The sequence below is a fragment of the Psychrobacter sp. T6-4 genome (assembly GCF_052258425.1).
Taxonomy (GTDB): Bacteria; Pseudomonadota; Gammaproteobacteria; order Pseudomonadales; family Moraxellaceae; genus Psychrobacter.
Window position 1 is genome coordinate 120,558 of sequence record NZ_JBQQEZ010000003.1, and the last position, 17,857, is coordinate 138,414.

General features: G+C 44.3%; 16 protein-coding genes. 9 read left to right on the plus strand and 7 right to left on the minus strand.

Annotation, left to right across the window (positions count from 1 at the left end):
- Positions 1-161: 161 nt before the first annotated feature.
- Positions 162-1,424: an NAD(P)/FAD-dependent oxidoreductase gene (locus ACTXGE_RS03335; RefSeq protein WP_443541819.1), complete on the plus strand. Its 1,263-nt coding sequence runs from the start codon at positions 162-164 to the stop codon at positions 1,422-1,424.
- Between the two features lie 33 nt (positions 1,425-1,457).
- Entirely contained in the window at positions 1,458-1,796 is a 339-nt protein-coding gene (locus ACTXGE_RS03340) for a RidA family protein (protein ID WP_443541944.1), read from the plus strand.
- 421 nt (positions 1,797-2,217) lie between these two features.
- Here ACTXGE_RS03340 and ACTXGE_RS03345 read toward each other — a convergent pair whose 3' ends face one another.
- Positions 2,218-2,721, minus strand: a complete 504-nt coding sequence (locus tag ACTXGE_RS03345; protein WP_443560272.1) for a lactoylglutathione lyase family protein — start codon at positions 2,719-2,721, stop codon at positions 2,218-2,220.
- Between the two features lie 90 nt (positions 2,722-2,811).
- Here ACTXGE_RS03345 and ACTXGE_RS03350 point away from each other — a divergent pair, with 90 nt between their 5' ends.
- On the plus strand, positions 2,812-3,681 hold the full coding sequence (locus ACTXGE_RS03350) for a LysR family transcriptional regulator (RefSeq protein ID WP_443541817.1): 870 nt from the start codon (positions 2,812-2,814) through the stop codon (positions 3,679-3,681).
- Positions 3,682-3,744: 63 nt separating this feature from the next.
- On the opposite strand, the gene ACTXGE_RS03355 is transcribed toward ACTXGE_RS03350, so the two are convergent.
- Complete coding sequence (locus tag ACTXGE_RS03355; protein WP_443541815.1) at positions 3,745-4,881, minus strand: glycerate kinase; 1,137 nt, start codon at positions 4,879-4,881, stop codon at positions 3,745-3,747.
- A gap of 119 nt (positions 4,882-5,000) precedes the next feature.
- Between ACTXGE_RS03355 and cobT the strand changes: the two genes are divergently transcribed.
- From cobT to ACTXGE_RS03375, 4 genes are all read left to right on the plus strand, one after another.
- Positions 5,001-6,059 carry a nicotinate-nucleotide--dimethylbenzimidazole phosphoribosyltransferase gene (gene cobT / locus ACTXGE_RS03360; protein WP_443541813.1) on the plus strand — a complete coding sequence of 353 codons (1,059 nt, stop codon included), beginning with the start codon at positions 5,001-5,003 and terminating at the stop codon, positions 6,057-6,059.
- Positions 6,059-6,946, plus strand: a complete 888-nt coding sequence (cobS, locus tag ACTXGE_RS03365; protein ID WP_443541811.1) for an adenosylcobinamide-GDP ribazoletransferase — start codon at positions 6,059-6,061, stop codon at positions 6,944-6,946. The genes cobT and cobS overlap by 1 nt, the downstream gene beginning before the upstream one ends.
- Before the next feature lie 35 nt (positions 6,947-6,981).
- The gene (locus ACTXGE_RS03370) at positions 6,982-7,539 is read left to right on the plus strand and encodes a histidine phosphatase family protein (protein WP_435949155.1); all 558 of its coding nucleotides are present in this window, start codon (positions 6,982-6,984) and stop codon (positions 7,537-7,539) included.
- 112 nt (positions 7,540-7,651) lie between these two features.
- Positions 7,652-9,601, plus strand: a complete 1,950-nt coding sequence (locus ACTXGE_RS03375) for an acyltransferase family protein (protein ID WP_435949153.1) — start codon at positions 7,652-7,654, stop codon at positions 9,599-9,601.
- 110 nt (positions 9,602-9,711) lie between these two features.
- Here ACTXGE_RS03375 and rplI read toward each other — a convergent pair whose 3' ends face one another.
- From rplI to ppsA, 5 genes are all read right to left on the minus strand, one after another.
- Positions 9,712-10,224, minus strand: a complete 513-nt coding sequence (rplI, locus tag ACTXGE_RS03380) for a 50S ribosomal protein L9 (protein ID WP_317200328.1) — start codon at positions 10,222-10,224, stop codon at positions 9,712-9,714.
- A gap of 20 nt (positions 10,225-10,244) precedes the next feature.
- Positions 10,245-10,475 (minus strand): 30S ribosomal protein S18, encoded by a 231-nt coding sequence (rpsR, locus tag ACTXGE_RS03385; protein WP_010198808.1) that lies wholly within the window; start codon positions 10,473-10,475, stop codon positions 10,245-10,247.
- Positions 10,476-10,491: 16 nt separating this feature from the next.
- On the minus strand, positions 10,492-10,884 hold the full coding sequence (gene rpsF / locus ACTXGE_RS03390) for a 30S ribosomal protein S6 (RefSeq protein WP_435949150.1): 393 nt from the start codon (positions 10,882-10,884) through the stop codon (positions 10,492-10,494).
- A gap of 282 nt (positions 10,885-11,166) precedes the next feature.
- Positions 11,167-12,138: an RDD family protein gene (locus ACTXGE_RS03395; protein WP_435949148.1), complete on the minus strand. Its 972-nt coding sequence runs from the start codon at positions 12,136-12,138 to the stop codon at positions 11,167-11,169.
- A 301-nt stretch (positions 12,139-12,439) separates the two neighbouring features.
- Positions 12,440-14,824, minus strand: coding sequence for a phosphoenolpyruvate synthase (ppsA, locus tag ACTXGE_RS03400; protein WP_443541808.1), 2,385 nt, complete (start codon positions 14,822-14,824; stop codon positions 12,440-12,442).
- 321 nt (positions 14,825-15,145) lie between these two features.
- Between ppsA and ppsR the strand changes: the two genes are divergently transcribed.
- Both ppsR and sthA read left to right on the plus strand, forming a co-directional pair.
- A complete protein-coding gene (ppsR, locus tag ACTXGE_RS03405; protein ID WP_317200403.1) occupies positions 15,146-16,012 on the plus strand; it encodes a posphoenolpyruvate synthetase regulatory kinase/phosphorylase PpsR in 867 nt (288 codons plus the stop codon).
- Between the two features lie 326 nt (positions 16,013-16,338).
- On the plus strand, positions 16,339-17,817 hold the full coding sequence (sthA, locus tag ACTXGE_RS03410; protein ID WP_435951054.1) for a Si-specific NAD(P)(+) transhydrogenase: 1,479 nt from the start codon (positions 16,339-16,341) through the stop codon (positions 17,815-17,817).
- The last annotated feature ends 40 nt before the right edge of the window (positions 17,818-17,857 follow it).

A 17,857-nucleotide genomic window follows, 5' to 3' on the forward strand; every position in this document is an offset into this window, starting at 1 on the left:
GAAATTTGGTGCACATACTTAGTAAAGATAAAAATAAAAAAGTTATATAACCAAAAGTAAGAGTTAACAAAATATTTTGTCAAATAGTGGTTTAAAATCTACAGTAATGCGTTACCATATCGCATTAAACTTCTCTATGCTCTTAGCGAAAAGGATAGGCTATGCGTTATGACGTGATTGTGATTGGTGCAGGTATGGTCGGCACCGCAGCAGCTTGGCACTTACAAAAAAATGGCTCGAAAGTACTGATGCTAGATAGAAAACTGCCAGGGCTTGAAACCTCATATGGTAACGCCGGTCTCATTCAGCGTGAAGCCATTCATACCCATCCTTTTCCGCGTCAGATCACAGAAATGGTGCGCGTATTACCGAATCAAGGCACCGATATTCGCTACCGCATACCTGCGCTGCTACGTTATCATCAAGCGCTACTGCAATATTGGAAATTCTCAACGCCAGATTCGGTCAAAAAGATTGAATCAGAATGGCAAACGCTGATTGCTCATTGCACCAGCGAGCATCAGGTCATGATCGAAGCCTCAGGCGCTGATAAGCTGATCACCCGTGATGGCTGGCTACAGTTGCACCGCTCAGAGGAGACGCTTAAAAAGGCCGCCAAGACCGCTATTGAAGATCGCGAGCAGGGCGTTGAGCACAAAGTTCTCAGCCTAGATGAGTTAAAAGCGATGGAGCCTAATGCTAATTTTGAGGGTTTTGTCGGTGCTATTCACTGGCTCAACTCTTGGCAAGTCTCAAACCCAAGTGCACTGGTAAAAGCATACGCTAAAAACTTTGAAGAGATGCAAGGGATAATTAAAGAGAGCAATGTCAAAGAAATCACACCTTCTGATAACAACGATGGCAAAGGCTGGCAGGTGGTGACGGATAACGAAACCTATCATAGCGATCATTTGGTTATTGCGGCAGGTCCTTGGTCAAATGAGCTAATCAAACCATTGGGCTACAATCTACCTCTGTTCCCGATGCGCGGCTATCATCAACACTTCAAGATCAGTGACAAAAACACCATCCATCATAGTATGTTTGACATGGACAAAGGCTTCGTCATGGGCCCGATGCAGCAAGGCATTCGTATTACGACAGGCGCTGAGATGACGACGATGGATGCACCCAAAAATTTCGGTCAACTAAAAACGGTATTGAAACTGGCAACTAAAATACTGCCTTTAGAGGATGCGGTAGAGAGTGAGGCATGGGCAGGATCGCGTCCTTGTATGCCAGATATGAAGCCTGTCATTGGGCCTGCGGATAAGCATGACAAGTTATGGTTCGCCTTTGGGCATAGTCACCAAGGCTTTACTTTGGGACCAATTACCGGTCGTCTGGTCGAAGAGCTAATCCACGACAAGCCGCTAACGGTTGATGTTGAACCATTTAATGCCCAACGTTTCGCTAAAAAATAATTTTTAAACTAAAGTATATAAGGATAAATAATGATTAAGAAACTGCATAGCAATCAGCGTATGAGTAAGATCGTCGTACATAACCAAACCGTATATCTGTGCGGTCAAGTTGGTAACGCCGAAGACGATATCCAAGCGCAAACACTAACCTGTTTAGAGAAGATTCAAACGCTACTAGAAGAAGTAGGTAGTGACAAATCTAAACTGCTATCTGTGACAGTTTGGATAAAGGATATGGCTGACTTTGCGGCGATGAATGAGGTGTGGGACAAGTGGTTCGAAGGCATTCAACCGCCCGCCCGCGCTTGTGGTGAATCAGCTCTAGCACGTCCTGAGCTACTCGTTGAGATGATCGCTATCGCTGCTGAGTAATACGGTATTTGCATTAGGGCGTGTTGAACATTCAACCATGGCACTGCTGATCGCTGCTAGTTTATCAAAGCTGTGTTCCAGACACGGCGCAAGTCTAGCTAATGTCTAGACCTTAGCTAGACTTGCAACACACTGCTTATATAGAGCTGGGGGGCAATTTTAGCATCAGCCTGAAAGGACAGGACTCTTTTTTGCCGCTCCTTTGATAAAAGTAGACGCTTAGAATGACTAAACTTACTATTTTTATCTTTGAATCGACTAAAAAATAGTCTCTGTCAGTGCGTATTTGTGAATTATCAAATACGCCCTAGTTATACTAAATAAAAAGGACACGATAGTAATATTGTGTCCTTTTTATTTGTGTAGAGATAATGACAGGTCAGACTATATATTGACCGCTTAATCGCCGAGAGATAACCGTTTAATACGCGCCTTCGCTATAAATAAGCTCATAGCTGTGGCTGTATATTTCAACGATATTGCCAAACGGGTCTTCCATATAAATCATACGGTAAGGTTTTTCGCCGGGGTAGTAATAACGCGGTTTTTCCATACGCTTTTTGCCGCCAGCAGCGACAATGCGTTCAGCGAGCTCTTCCACGTTTGGATCTTGAACACAGAAGTGAAAAATACCTGTCTTCCAGTATTCAAAGTTGTTTTCAGGGTTTTCTTGATTTTTAAATTGAAATATTTCAACACCGATACGGTCACCAGTTGAGAGATGAGCGATACGAAAACTGCCCCAGCCTGAGCCAAAGACTTCCGTACACATCTCACCAATAGGGCTGTCATCTTCAACGATTTCGGTCGGCTCCATGATGGTGTACCAACCCATTACCTCGGTATAGAATTTTACCGCTGCTTCTAGGTCAGGGACGGAAAGGCCAATGTGCGAAAAGCTTCTTGGATAGACGTTATTCATCATTCATACTCCTGTTGTAATATGGGAGTAGTTTACAAAGCTATATCCATTACGTAAAATTATCATTTATTATAAAGATAAGTATATATCGTAATGATGAATATCACGTGGCTACGCACATTCTTTACCCTTGTTGAAGTGGGACATTTTACCCGCACTGCCGAGCGCCTACATATGACCCAGTCAGGCGTGAGTCAACACATACGTAAGCTTGAAAGTCAGTTAGATGTCGACTTGCTCATCCGCCAAGGGAAGCAGTTTTCACTAACGGATGCCGGCGAGGAGTTATATAGGGAAGCGGATGATATCTTGCAGCGTCTAGCAAATCTAGAACAGCGTATCGGTGATGACCCCGCCTTTGCAGGGTTAGTGCGACTGATGTCTCCTGGCAGCGTAGGCTTAAAGTTGTATCCGCAGCTTTTGAGCTTACAACAACAGTATCCACAGTTGGTGATTGACTATCGCTTTGCACCAAATAGCGATATAGAGCGAGCGCTTGCGAATCACGACATTGATATTGGATTTATGACGGATATCTCAGATGATGAGGGAATAAGTTGCCAGTCAATAGCTCAAGAAGCGCTGATACTGGTGACGCCTGCGACTACTAATGAACCAAGTTGGGAGGCGCTCATTGAGCTTGGGTTTATCGATCATCCTGACGGTGCTCATCATGCCAGTATGCTACTGAGCGCCAATTATAGCGAGTTCCAGCATATTAATGACTTTAAGAAAAAAGGGTTTTCTAATCAAATTGGCTTGATTTTGGAGCCTGTTAGTAGGGGGCTTGGCTTTACCGTATTACCAGCACACGCGGTTGCAGCGTACGCAAACCCTGAGCTTATTAGCAGTCATCGTTTGCCAATACCAGTGAGTGAAACGTTATATCTTGCCGTGCGGCGACAGCAAGCCCTATCTAATAGAATGCACACTGTCATTAACGAGGTAAAAAAGTGGTTGTAAAATTATAAAGAATAGCGATATTTAGATTTGATGTTAGTCAATGAATGAACTTGCGGGCTATTTCTATTTCATAACTTGCCCTAGCTTCATGGCAGCGGCAATATTGACCGCGGTAGTCTCAATATTTTCATAAGCGTTGTTTAGTACCTTATCAAGGGTGTCCAGCTTTTGAATACTCGGCATGACGACGTCAAACCCAGTAGTCTGAGTAGGATTTAAGCCGTCAACGCTACCGCAAATAGCGATTATAGGCTTATCATTTGCTTTTGCCATCATGCTAATACCGCCAGCGACTTTACCCATTAAAGTCTGCGCATCAAGCTTGCCTTCACCAGTAATCACCAAATCAGCGCTAGCAATATGCTCTTCTAGACTAACGGCCTCAGCCACGGTATCAAAGCCTGATTTAAGATTAGCTTCGCAAAATGTCGTTAAGGCAAAGCCAAGACCGCCTGCTGCCCCTGCGCCTGATATATTTTGACAGTCCTGATAGCCATGCTGTCCAGATACCATTGCAAAGTGACTCAAGGCCTTATCCAATAGTGCGACTTGCTCGGGACTGGCGCCTTTTTGTGGTCCAAAGATAGCACTGGCACCAGATTTTCCGCATAATGGATTGGTCACATCGCAAGCGACTTCAAAGACCGTGTTGCGCAGCTTTGGATGAAGGGTTGAGCCGTCTATCTGCTTTAAGTTGGCCAGTTCGTTACCGCCTTGCGCCAAAGGCTTGCCTTCATCGTCACAAAAAATTATTCCTAATGCCATGAGCAGACCAAGACCAGCATCGTTGGTGGCACTACCACCCAGACCGATAATGATGCGTTTGACGCCTTCGCTCAAAGCATCAGCGATAAGTTCGCCAACACCGTAGCTACTGGCAATGAGTGGATTTCTTTCTTCGTTCGTTAATAAGTGCAGACCGCAGGCTTGCGCGATTTCAATCACGGCAGTCTTATTTTCTAATAGCAGATACTTGGCAGTAATCGGTCGCATTAATGGATCATTCACATCTACGTTTTTCCAGCGTCCACCAAGCGCGTAGGACAACACCGCAGAGGTGCCTTCACCGCCATCTGCCATGGGTAATAAACTATAGTCGGCATCAGGAAAAACCTGATTAAATCCAGATTGGATAGCGCGGCACACCTCGATTGCTTCTAGGCTTTCTTTAAATGAGTCAGGGGCGATTAAAATTTTCATGAAGTGCTCTTGGAATTATGCAAGTTTGGCTCGTGCAACTAGTCTAATCATATCATTATAAATGGGATAATCTGCTACCATAGTGCCCTGTTCCATTTATAACCTTTAGGATGATAGCCTTGACCACTTTTACCGCGCCAACCATTGCCAATACAGAAAATAATAACCTACGTCAGCAGCTACAACAGATTATAGACCTAAAGACCAAACCACTTGGCGCACTGGGTCGCTTAGAGGCATTGGCACTGCAATTGGGCATGATTCAAGGGACGCTCACACCGCATATTGAACAGCCACAGATTCGAGTATTTGCTGCTGATCATGGTTTAACTAAGCATGGAACCTCAGCCTATCCAAGTGCCGTCACTGCGCAAATGGTATATAATTTCTTGCAAGGTGGTGCTGCTATCAATGTCTTGGCACGTCAGCACAATATCGAGCTAAAGGTAGTCGACGCTGGGGTGGATGCAGACTTTGCCAATTCTCCTTTTAAAGACCATCCGCAATTGCTCAATTATAAAGTACGCCATGGTAGCCGAGACGCGCTAACAGAGCCCGCCATGACCGAAGCGGAATGCTTAGCTGCGCTAAAGAATGGCATGAAAGTGGCCGAAGATTTAGCAGGTAATCTGTTGATCGTCGGTGAGATGGGCATTGGCAACACATCAGCGGCGAGTCTTTTACTGGCACGATTAGGTGATGTACCGATTGCTGATTGTATTGGTCGTGGTACCGGTCTCGATGATACAGGTCTACAGCATAAGACGGATATTTTAACGCAAGTATTGGTACGTCATAGCGAGGCACAGTCTCCATTGGACGCGCTTGCTGCATTAGGCGGGCTTGAGATAGCCATGATGGCAGGTGCGCTGATTCAGACCGCCAGTGAACGACATATTTTATTAATCGATGGCTTTATTGCCAGCAGTGCTTTACTGGTTGCGGAGCGCCTAGCGCCTGGTGTCGCCCAATATGCTATTTTTGCCCATCATTCAGTCGAGCCAGGACATGCGCATTTATTAAAATTACTAAACGCTGAGCCGTTACTTAATATGGGTATGCGCTTGGGCGAAGGTAGCGGCGCGGCGCTTGCTTATCCATTATTGCAGTCCGCTTGTGCCATTATCAATGAGATGGCAAGCTTTAGTGATGCGGGTATTAGTGAGCAAAACAACTAATGTCACAGCCATTAAAGCAGGAATCAAAACAGTCATTAAATCAGCCAGAGCCGTCACAGCAGTCATCGTCTAAAGTAAGTGTTGGGCAGTTTATAAAGCACGAATGGATATTGTTACTGGTCGCCATTCAGTTTTTGACCCGATTGCCAGTTCCGCCATTCAAAAATTATAATCCCCAATGGCTACACCAGAGCAGCCGTCATTTTCCCGCAGTCGGTTTGCTGGTTGGACTACTTTGCGCTGGCGTGTTTTGGCTTGCTAGTGTTTTATTCACGCCCCTCGTTGCTGCGGTGCTAAGTACGGTATTCGGGATTAAGCTCACGGGTGCTTTTCACGAAGACGGTCTTGCGGATAGTTGCGATGGTTTGGGGGGCGGTCTGACTCGCGAGCGCACGCTGACTATCATGAAAGACTCGCGCTTGGGGACATATGGCGTGTTAGGGTTAATCTCTGCGCTATTACTAAAGATTTCTTTATTAGCCACCATGCCGTTATCGGTAGCTATTGTCGCGCTGATTATTGGCCATACTGCGTCGCGTTTGCTATGTATTAGCCTGCTTGTGCTGCTGCCGTATGGCGGTGAGATAGAACATGCCAAAGCCAAGCCTATGGCGCAGCAGTTGACAGCGTTACAAGGATTGTTCAGTAGTGGTTGGTTGCTCGTGGCAGGAGTTTTAGTAATGGTTATATCTCCTAATGCCATACAGCAGATTAGCATCGGTCAGTGGTTATTAGCCTTAGTGTTGGCGCTAGTTGCCACTGAATATATGCGGCGCTTATTACGTAGGCGTCTGGATGGCTATACTGGCGATGGTTTAGGGGCGACACAACAGCTGAGTGAAGTCGCTATTTATGCTGGGCTCGCTGCCTCTATACCTTTTTTATAATTCAAAAGAAATCTTTAGAAAAGGCTAATCAATTAATGACTCTTTACATTTGGCGTCATCCTAAACCTATTGCTGCTGAGGGTATTTGTATTGGGCAAACGGACATAGGGGTAGATAGGCGTAAATTAAAGCGTCTTGCCAATCAAATCGAGCGATTTACCCGTTTGCATCAATTACCTAAAGTCATTTGGGTAAGCCCATTACAACGCTCCCTAAAAGTCGGACAGATACTGGCGCAACGTGGTTTTCAGTATCGAGTCGCGCCTGAGCTTGCTGAGATTAATTTTGGCGAATGGGATGGTCGCCCTTGGGAGCAAATCGCTAAGCAAGAGATTGACGACTGGTGCGATAACTTTGCGCACTTTACGCCAGATAATGGGGAAAGTCTGCAGCAGCTATTTGACCGTGTTGAAGGCTGGTTGGCGAAAAGGCTCGTTGAACAAGGCAACACCCCAATACTAGCAATAGGTCATGCGGGCTGGATTAATGCTGCCAAGATGATTACCAGTGGACAAGATATACCACAAGTCGCTGCCGACTGGCCACGTTCAGTGGATTATCTAGAGCGCATTGATATAGCATTGTCTTTATGATTTGATGCTCTTTGAAGACATTGAGAAGTGAGTAGTCAGACACCCTTTATGTTCAGAAATGAACGTAAACTATATATTGCTATTTTTAAACAGGTACCTAATCATTAAAGCTATGAAGTTTAGACAAGATATCAACGGTCTTAGAGCTATTGCAGTCATCGCTGTAGTACTGTTCCATTTCAACGCTTCTTGGATGCCAGGCGGTTTTGCAGGCGTTGATGTCTTCTTCGTCATTTCAGGTTTTTTGATGACAGGGATAATATTTCGAGATATTGATCAAAAAAGATTTTCGCTTTCGAGATTTTATGTGGCTCGTGCGAATAGAATTATTCCAGCCCTTGCACTGCTTTGTACGGTGCTGCTTATCTTTGGTTGGTTTTTTCTAACGCCGCCTGAGTATCGACGTTTAGCGAAGCATGCGGCTACGAGCATAGGTTTTGTCTCCAACTTTATTTACGGCACAGAAACAGGCTATTTCGATGTGGCATCTCATGAGAAGTGGTTATTGCACAGCTGGTCGTTGTCAGTGGAGTGGCAGTTTTATATTGTTTATCCGCTGATATTGGTTGCCCTAAATAAGCTTGTGTCTTTAAAAGCTATGCGCATTATAGTGCTGCTATCGACAGTGTTTGGTTTCTTATTTAGTGCCATAGCAACTTATCAATGGCCTGTTTTGTCTTACTATTATCTGCCTACTAGAGCTTGGGAGATGATGCTTGGCGGGGTCGCTTATCTTTATCCTTTTACTCTAAAACCGCAACAAAAAAGAGCGCTTGAATGGATAGGGCTATTCCTAATAATTGGCTCTTACTTTTTAATATCAGCTGCTAATCCTTGGCCAGGTTATTTGGCTGCTTTTCCTGTAGTCGGTGCTTTTTTAGTTATTCAAGCGCAGCGTGATACTAGTGTATTCACTAGCAATATTATCTTTCAAAAATTAGGGGCTTGGTCTTATTCGATTTATCTATGGCATTGGCCTTTGGTCGTCGCTATATACTATTTTTCATTGAGTGAGGCTTATATTTATCTGGGCATGGCACTCTCAATTGTGCTGGGGTTTTTGAGTTATAAATACGTAGAAAATATTCGGTTTAAAAAAGCACTTACGAACCGTTCTAGTTATTTTTATAATAAACCGCTTTTGATGGCAGTAGTTATCATAGTCATAGGTGGTACCTTGTACGCTAAATCTGATGAGATCACGCCCCATAGGTTGACAACAGATCAGATATCCATCATTAATCAGCAACAAGAGGATCCTAGAGAAGCCGTTTGCGGTAAAGTTGAAAATGGTCACTCTCCTGCTTGTATTTATGGCGAGGGTGAAATCAAAGCTATTGTTATAGGCGACAGCCACGCTCAAGCTCAAAATGTTGCTATTGGTGACAGAGCGGCGCTTCACGGAGGCAGTATTGTAAGCTTTGGTATGGCAGCTTGTCCTACGATAAAAGGGGTATTCAAAGTTGACGATAATGGCAAAAACCCAGATTATAATTGCGGACAGCTGGTAGCTAACGTTATTACTACCGTGGCGACACAGTATCCAGATATACCTGTTATTATCATAAACCGCGTGTCTGAATACCTGAATGGTCCCAACGAAGAAACCACTACTTTCTCCTTATCACCCAATAAATTTGTCGATAAGATTTTTATGGACATAACAGATGACTACAAAGAAAACATAACGGGTCATATGGTTGATACGATATGTGAATTCGCTAAAAACCATCCTGTTTATTTACTCAAACCTACGCCTGAAATGAAGAAAGATGTGCCTATCACTATGTTTAGATCAATACTATTGAAAGGCGCTAATAGCAATATTAAGATGCCAGTTGATGAATATGACCAGCGTCATCAAGATGCTTTTAGAATGCAAAACGAAGCAGCAGAGCAATGCGGTGCAAAAATACTAGATCCTCTTCCTTACTTGTGTGACAAACAATGGTGTTACGGCGATATAGATAAGGTACCTCTTTATTTAGATGATGATCACTTAAGCCTCTACGGCTCAAAAGTCATCGCGCCCGTTTATGACGAAGTGTTAATTTCAAATTAATGGCACATTTTTAGCCTTTAATATGATTCATCATCAAATCTATAAATACAAAAAAGCCAGCAACATAGAGTCACTGGCTTTCTTTAGACTTAAACGAGATGTTCTAAAAATTACTCTTCAGAAGTCTCTTCGCTCTCAGCATTGTCTTCTTCTACGTCAGCATCTTCGTCATCGCCATCTTCAGAAAGAATGGTGACCAAGATAGTTGCCGTAACGTCATGATGCAGCTGAATATCAACACTGTACTCGCCGATTTGACGTAGCGTGCCTTCAGGCAGCTTAATCTCAGCGCGGTCTACTTCTAGACCTGAGTTAGTCAAAGCTTCAGCGATATCGCGCGTACCAATAGAACCAAATAGCTTGCCTTCGTCGCCTGATTTTGCACGCATAATGACATTAACGTCAGTTAGCGCATCAGCACGTTCTTGAGCAGTAGCGACTTCTTTAGCTTCTTCAGCTTCAAGTTCAGCGCGGCGCGCTTCGAACTTTTCGATATTCGCTTTAGTAGCAGGTAGAGCCTTGCCATGAGGGATAAGAAAGTTACGTCCGTAACCTGGTTTTACATCGACAGTTTCACCGAGTTTACCCAGGTTGACGATACGCTGTAACAAAATAATTTGCATGAGTCACTCCTAGTTAACAGTTAACCCTGATGATTATCAGTGTACGGTAATAGCGACAAATAGCGAGCTTGCTTAATAGCAGTGGCAAGCTGACGCTGATACTTTGTAGACGTACCGGTAATACGGCTCGGTACGATTTTGCCATTGTCACTGATGTACTGTTTTAGCAATTCAACATCTTTATAATCGATGTGAGTGATGCCCTCAGCAGTGAAACGGCAGAATTTGCGACGGCGATAGAAACGTGCCATAAGTATTCTCCTTTAATTAGTCTTCACTGTTGTCGTTATCATTGTCGTCTGAACGACGTGGAGTAGTAGCTTTGCGTGCACGTTTTTCATCGGCATTTTTAGCTAACTGCGACTCTTCAGTGACCGCTTCATCACGGCGCATGACTAAGCTACGGATGATGGCGTCGTTATAACGGAACAGCTCTTCAAGCTCAGCTAAAGTCTCACCGTCAGTTTCAACGTTAAATAAAACGTAATGAGCTTTGTGAATCTTGTTGATTGGATAAGCCAGTTGACGGCGGCCCCAATCTTCTAGGCGGTGGATTGCGCCGCCATTGTCTTGAACTAACTTGATGTAGCGCTCAACCATGCCGACCACCTGGTCGCTTTGGTCTGGGTGTACAAGTAACACCAGTTCGTAATGTCGCATTTGGACTCCTTACGGATTAGTAGCTACCGGCCCTATGCAGGTAGCAAGGAGATTTATAAGGTAAACTTAGTCTTAAATTTTATAAAATGTAGTGTCAGCTTTTATAAGCATTAGATTTTATAAAGTAGGGACGAGAAGCTTAGGATATAAAGCGCCGTATTATAGCAGCACTCAAAGGTTAATACAAAGTCTAATATCATATCTTCGAAAACAATACTTTCGAAAGCGAGCACTCACAAAAAAGCAGCGACCAAGCGCTGCTCATTCTGTACTGATTTGCACCTACTTTATTTTTGGCTGTTTGACCAACTGGCTACTATCCGCTTTTACCACTAAGGTTTTAGCTAGTTTATCATGCCAACCAATGTTCTCAGCACTTTTAGACGCCATATAATAATGTACGGCAATGACGACAAAACCTAGAAAGCTAGTAAAAGAAAACAACAAGTTATAAATAATAAATAGCAACAAGGTACGCATACCGATCAGTTTGATAAATGACGGCAGGCGATGAGTCGTTTGATCAACAACGCGAATACCTGTGAGTAGCTTACCTAATGACTGTCCGCGCATAGTGATGAACACCAGCTGCAAAGCAAATAGACCAAACACCATCACTTGCGACATCATCAACGTAGAGCTTGGCAAGCTCTCCATCAAGGTCATAGAATACTGATAAGCGGCGTCCATATCTTGGATGTTTTCAAACTTGCTATAGTCAATATCAAGCTTAGTCAGCGCAAGTACCAAAGGCAAAATCGCAAGTACATATAACAATGCATTAATAACCGTTGCTAGCATGCGAGACATGATAGGCGCTAATACCACATCGCCGAGCACCTTGTCCGTCGCTAGCGCCTTAGGGCCAGATTTATTGAGCGAGACATTATTTGGCTTATGCAGAGGATTACTCGTCATGCCACCTTTGACGTCCGCTTTTGGGCGCTCAGGTTTGCCGTACAATCTATCAAGAGAGACGTTGTTGCCACCTTGAGCGCTGTTGGGCGTATCCTCTGGAAACACGGTCACATTATTGATAATTGAATCATCATGACTGGTATCATTAGTCACAACTGTGCTGGGTCTGTACACAGGCTGATTGCCCGTCAGATTACCGATTCGTTGCCACTGATCTAAACCTTCATGCCATATCAGATCGTCCAGCGTCACTTCACCAGAGGCCAGCATGATGTTGAGCTGGTTTAAATCATAAGGACCTGCTTGTACGTTATTTCGAGCGAGAAAAATTTGCATAGTAGGTTATTTCTTAATTCGCTATTTATGAATTATGGTATTGGGTCAAAGTTGCTTATAACAAGAGCACTGTCATAAAGCCAGCACTAACTCTAAGTACCTTATTGTAAACGTTTGCAATAGCTTTTGTCAGCCAAACTTTGCCAGTTAAAAATAGTTAAAGAGTAAATACAACTTAGGGCCTGCCTGCCATCTCATTAAAAACAATGAAAATGAGCAAACAAACCCTAAAAGGTAGTGCTAATGACTCTTTATGCTGACGTTACGCAACTTATAAATAATTATGAGTCGCTACAAAACGCTATTTAGCTTCTTCACCTGCTAAGAAGAACCAAGTATCTAGGACTGAGTCTGGATTTAGTGACACCGAGGTAATCCCTTGCTCCATAAGCCAAAACGCTAGATCGGGATGATCCGATGGCCCCTGACCACAGATACCGATGTATTTACCCGCCTTGTTACAAGCTTCAATAGCCATAGACAGCAGCTTTTTGACAGCTGGATCACGCTCATCAAATAAGTGTGAGACGATACCTGAATCACGATCAAGACCTAGGGTGAGCTGGGTTAAATCGTTTGAACCAATCGAGAAGCCATCAAAATGCTCTAAGAACTCATCAGCGAGCAGAGCGTTGGTTGGCAGCTCACACATCATGATAATGCGTAGACCGTTCTCGCCGCGTTTAAGACCATTATTTTCTAGTAATTCAATGACTTGCGCCGCTTCATCAACGGTACGCACAAATGGAATCATAATCTCGACGTTGGTCAAACCCATCTCGTCACGTACGCGTTTGAGCGCTTTACACTCAAGCTCAAAGCAGTCACGGAAGTTGTCAGAGACATAACGACTGGCGCCGCGGAAACCGAGCATTGGGTTTTCTTCTGATGGCTCGTATAACTTACCGCCCAAAAGATTGGCATATTCGTTTGATTTGAAATCTGACATACGTACGATAACCGGCTGATCCATAAAGGCAACAGCGAGCGTTGAGATACCTTCAACCAATTTATCAACATAAAAATCAACAGGTGACGCATAGCCTGCAATACGCTCAGTGATGGCTTGTGATATCTCACGCGGCAGACTATTCATGTTCAGCAATGCTTTTGGATGCACGCCAATCATACGGTTGATAATAAATTCAAGGCGGGCAAGACCAATGCCTTCGTTTGGCATCTGTGCAAATGAGAAGGCGCGGTCTGGATTACCGACGTTCATCATAATCTTAAAGGCAAGCTCTGGCATAGACTCAATAGAGTTGGTCTGCACGTCAAAGTCGATCTGACCTTCGTAGATGAAGCCTGTATCGCCTTCAGCACAAGAAGCAGTCACGTCTTGACCATCGACCAAAATTTCAGTGGCATTACCACAACCGACGATAGCAGGAACGCCAAGCTCGCGCGCGATAATAGCCGCGTGACAAGTACGCCCACCTCGATTGGTGATAATAGCAGAGGCACGCTTCATGACCGGTTCCCAATCAGGATCGGTCATATCAGAGACTAAGACATCACCGTCCTCAACCTTGTCCATCTCGTTCAAATTACTGACAACGCGCACTTTACCTGAACCGATACGCTGACCGATTGAGCGACCCTCACAAAGGACTTTGGCGTCGCCTGTGTTGATAACGTAGCGTTCCATAACGTTGCTGTCTTGACGGCTCTTGACGGTCTCAGGACGCGCTTGGACGATGAAGATCTCGCCGCTATCACCGTCTTTGGCCCATTCGATATCCATTGACTGACCATAGTGCTTTTCGATGACCACCGCTTGCTTAGCAAGTTCGGTCAGCTCATTGGTCGATAATGAGAACTGCATGCGCTCTTGTTTTTCGACATCAATGACTTTAACAGATTTAGCCGTGCTGCCTTCATCGCCGTAGACCATTTTCTTGTGTTTGCTGCCCAAGTTGCGGCGAACCACAGAAGGCTTATCATTAGCAAGCAGGCGCTTAGAGACATAAAACTCATCAGGGTTGACCGCGCCTTGCACGACCATCTCGCCCAAGCCATAGCTTGAAGTGATAAAGACCACTTCATCAAAACCACTTTCGGTATCTAGCGTGAACATGACGCCCGCAGCGCCCGTCTCTGAGCGTACCATACGCTGAATACCAGCAGATAGCGCCACGCCTTCGTGCTCAAAGCCTTTATGTACGCGATAAGAGATAGCACGGTCATTGTACAAGGAAGAAAAGACTTCTTTAATAGCGACAAGCACGTTATCGATGCCGCGAATGTTCAGATAAGTCTCTTGTTGACCAGCAAATGAGGCATCAGGTAGATCCTCTGCTGTCGCTGACGAACGGACGGCAACCGCGATGTCTTCGCCGCCACTCATCTCTTCAAACGCTTGACGTACCTCTTTTTCAAGATCTTCTGGCAGCTCTTGCTCTATGATCCAATTACGGATTTTTTTACCCGTAGCAGCAAGCTTATTAACGTCATTAACATCTAAGACTTTAAGCTCATTGTTAATCTTATCAAGCAAACCCGTTTCTGTTAAAAAACGGTTAAAAGCATCTGCCGTAGTCGCAAAGCCGCCAGGAACACTAACGCCCAAATCAGATAGGTGACTGATCATCTCACCGAGTGACGCATTCTTGCCGCCAACCGTATCAATGTCGTTTTTTCCTAGCTGATCTAGATTGATTACAAGTGCTGAAGAGTGCGCTGCCATGATAACTCCAAAAAATAAGGTTATTTAGTAAGGATTATAATGGTGGATTATAACGCTATATTTAGCAGATTTCGAGAGGTGCAATCAAAATTTTTTGAAAATTTACAAACTATAGCGTCAAAAAAGTAGTTTTTACCAAATTAAGTCTATCAATACCATAAACAGACTATATTGATGTATAAGACAATAGTATGGCGCTTGGCTCAAATCTGGGGCAGTTATGGTAACATTGGTTGGGATTACTGACTTATATATAGGTATAATGACTACAATCAATTGAGGTACTTAGCTATGTATTCAAGCCATCCATCCGAACCAGACATGCCTACTATTCAAAATCATCATGCGCTCAGCTTAGACAACTCACAAACGATAAGAACGGCGTTTTTTATATCAGACGGTACTGCTATCACTGCTGAGACTTTGGGTCGCTCTATTTTGAGTCAGTTCGCCTCAGTACCTTTTGAGACCAAAGTATTGCCTTATGTCGATAGCCTAGAGCGTGCTGAGAGCGCGGTTGAGCAGATTAATTTGGCTTATCAGCGTGATGGTTTACTGCCTTTTGTTTTTGATACGATTGTGAGCGACCAGATTAGAGAAAAAATCAATTCTGCGCATAGCTGCAACTTGGATATGTATGAGGGTTTGATTGGGCGCATTGCAGAGGAAATAGGGGTTGAGCCAGACGCGCACTCAGGCCATGCTCATGATAATGTAGACTCTGAAACTTATAAAGAGCGCATCGATGCGGTGCATTTTGCTCTGGATAATGATGATGGCGCGCGTACTCGTCATTATAGTATGGCAGATATCATCTTAATTGGTGTCTCACGCTCAGGCAAAACGCCAACCTCTTTATACTTAGCGCTACAATTTGGTATTCGCGCCGCCAACTATCCACTAACCGAAGATGACTTGTACGATAATCAACTGCCCAAATCACTACGTGAGCACAAAGACAAGCTGTTTGGTCTGATGATTGACACCGATCGTTTGGTAAAGATACGCCAAGAGCGCCGAGCAGGCAGCCGCTATTCTAGCTATCAGCAGGTGCAACAAGAACAGCGCGCCATACAAGGTATTTATACCTCACAAGGTATACCCAATCTTGATGTTTCAGAGATGTCTGTTGAAGAGATCGCCACGCGTATATTGCAAATGACGGGTCTTAAACGCCGTATTGGTTAGGGCGTGTTTGATACTTAAGTTTTAGATACTTAAGTTTTAAGTGTTTAAGTTTTAAGTGTTTAGATTTTAATAGCGTCATAATAAAACTCAATTAAATAGATAGCATGGCTATCGTAAATAAAGAGGGTCCAATGGGAAGTAAAAATAAGAACGAGACGACAGATCAAAAAGACATCAATCATGATGAGACCAATAACGTTGGTGAAGATACGCAGACTGAGGTCTCAAATAAAGAGGGCGGCAAAGTTGCGCTGCCAGAGCAGACACACGATCAGAGCAAACAGGAAAAAATTGAACAAACGCACGAGCAAGTCACTGATGATGTTATGCATCACCCCGATTTGGTTAACCCGCTCGATGATAAGCGTATCGATATCAAATCAGGCTTTACCAAAGACTCACAGCGTATCAAAGGCGATAAGCATGATTTTGAGTACGATGCTGTCATCCTAGGAGCCGGTCCCGCTGGTGAAGCGGCTGCTATGAAGCTGACTAAGTCTGGCAAAAAAGTCGCCGTCATCGATCCACGTGATCAGGTTGGTGGCAACTCAACGCACGTCGGCACTATTCCAAGTAAAGCCCTTCGCCAATCGGTATTTAACCTCATTAATTTTCGCCGTGATCCTATGTTTACCAAGGCGCTTGAGTATCAGCAAGTCCCACTTAACAAAGTACTGGCGAACGCACGCAAGGTCATACGCAGTCAGGTTAGTACCCATACGCGCTTTTATGAGCGCAATAGAATCGATGTGATTCAAGGTTGGGCAAGCTTCGTCGATGCCAATACCTTGCGCGTTGAAACGGATGAAAACATCTTTGAAACCGTCACCTTCAACAAAGCCATTATTACCGTGGGTAGCCGTCCTTATCGTCCTGATATCTTAGACTTTGATCATCCGCGAGTTTTTGATTCTGACAAAATTCTTCAGATGGATTATGTTGTCAGAAAGATCATTATCTATGGTGCTGGCGTGATTGGCTGTGAGTACGCTTCTATCTTTACCGGTCTTGGTTATAAAGTTGATCTGATCAATAATCAGGGCAAACTGCTCAGCTACTTAGATAGTGAGATCAGCGACGCTCTAGCGCATGACTTTAGACAATTTGGTGTGCTTATCCGTAATAATGAGGAAATTGATCATCTTGAGACACATGATGATCATGTGGTCTTGTATCTAAAGAGTGGTAAGAAAATCAAATCCGACGCTATTTTGTGGTCAAATGGACGCTCAGGAAACACAGAAGGGCTAAATTTAGCAGCAATTGGTTTAGAGGCCAATAGCCGTGGTCAGCTCAAAGTCGATGATACATACCGTACTGAGGTTGAGAACATTTACGCGGCAGGTGACGTCATCGGTTGGCCCTCTCTTGCCTCTGCCGCTTATGATCAGGGGCGCTGCGCGGCGGCATTTATGACAGGGGATAGCGACGCAGAACCGGTCTCTAGCGTGCCAACGGGTATCTATACCATTCCTGAGATCTCAAGTATCGGCAAGACAGAGCAGGAGCTCACGGACGAAAAGGTTCCTTATGAGGTCGGGCAGGCGTTCTTTAAGCATCTAGCGCGCGCACAAATCATCGGTGAGCGTACTGGCGTACTCAAAATACTCTTTCATCGTGAGACGCTAGAGATACTAGGTATTCATTGCTACGGTAACCATGCCTCAGAGATTATTCATATCGGACAGGCGGTGATGAAATGTAACGCAACGCTTGAATATTTTGTCAATACCACCTTTAACTACCCAACGATGGCAGAGGCGTACCGAGTAGCGGCGCTAAATGGTCTCAATCGGGTATTTTAATTATCCTGTGAATTGAAAAGTAACTTAGATTTAATATTAA

Coding starts and splice junctions, on each gene's coding strand:
- rplI (WP_317200328.1), bottom strand. CDS start 10,224: ATGCAAATTATTTTGTTACAGCGTATCGTCAACCTGGGTAAACTCGGT.
- ACTXGE_RS03395 (WP_435949148.1), bottom strand. CDS start 12,138: ATGCAAATTTTTCTCGCTCGAAATAACGTACAAGCAGGTCCTTATGAT.
- cobS (WP_443541811.1), top strand. CDS start 6,059: ATGTCACAGCCATTAAAGCAGGAATCAAAACAGTCATTAAATCAGCCA.
- ppsA (WP_443541808.1), bottom strand. CDS start 14,824: ATGGCAGCGCACTCTTCAGCACTTGTAATCAATCTAGATCAGCTAGGA.
- ACTXGE_RS03370 (WP_435949155.1), top strand. CDS start 6,982: ATGACTCTTTACATTTGGCGTCATCCTAAACCTATTGCTGCTGAGGGT.
- rpsF (WP_435949150.1), bottom strand. CDS start 10,884: ATGCGACATTACGAACTGGTGTTACTTGTACACCCAGACCAAAGCGAC.
- ACTXGE_RS03375 (WP_435949153.1), top strand. CDS start 7,652: ATGAAGTTTAGACAAGATATCAACGGTCTTAGAGCTATTGCAGTCATC.
- ACTXGE_RS03355 (WP_443541815.1), bottom strand. CDS start 4,881: ATGAAAATTTTAATCGCCCCTGACTCATTTAAAGAAAGCCTAGAAGCA.
- sthA (WP_435951054.1), top strand. CDS start 16,339: ATGCATCACCCCGATTTGGTTAACCCGCTCGATGATAAGCGTATCGAT.
- ACTXGE_RS03345 (WP_443560272.1), bottom strand. CDS start 2,721: ATGATGAATAACGTCTATCCAAGAAGCTTTTCGCACATTGGCCTTTCC.
- ppsR (WP_317200403.1), top strand. CDS start 15,146: ATGCCTACTATTCAAAATCATCATGCGCTCAGCTTAGACAACTCACAA.
- ACTXGE_RS03335 (WP_443541819.1), top strand. CDS start 162: ATGCGTTATGACGTGATTGTGATTGGTGCAGGTATGGTCGGCACCGCA.
- rpsR (WP_010198808.1), bottom strand. CDS start 10,475: ATGGCACGTTTCTATCGCCGTCGCAAATTCTGCCGTTTCACTGCTGAG.
- ACTXGE_RS03350 (WP_443541817.1), top strand. CDS start 2,812: ATGATGAATATCACGTGGCTACGCACATTCTTTACCCTTGTTGAAGTG.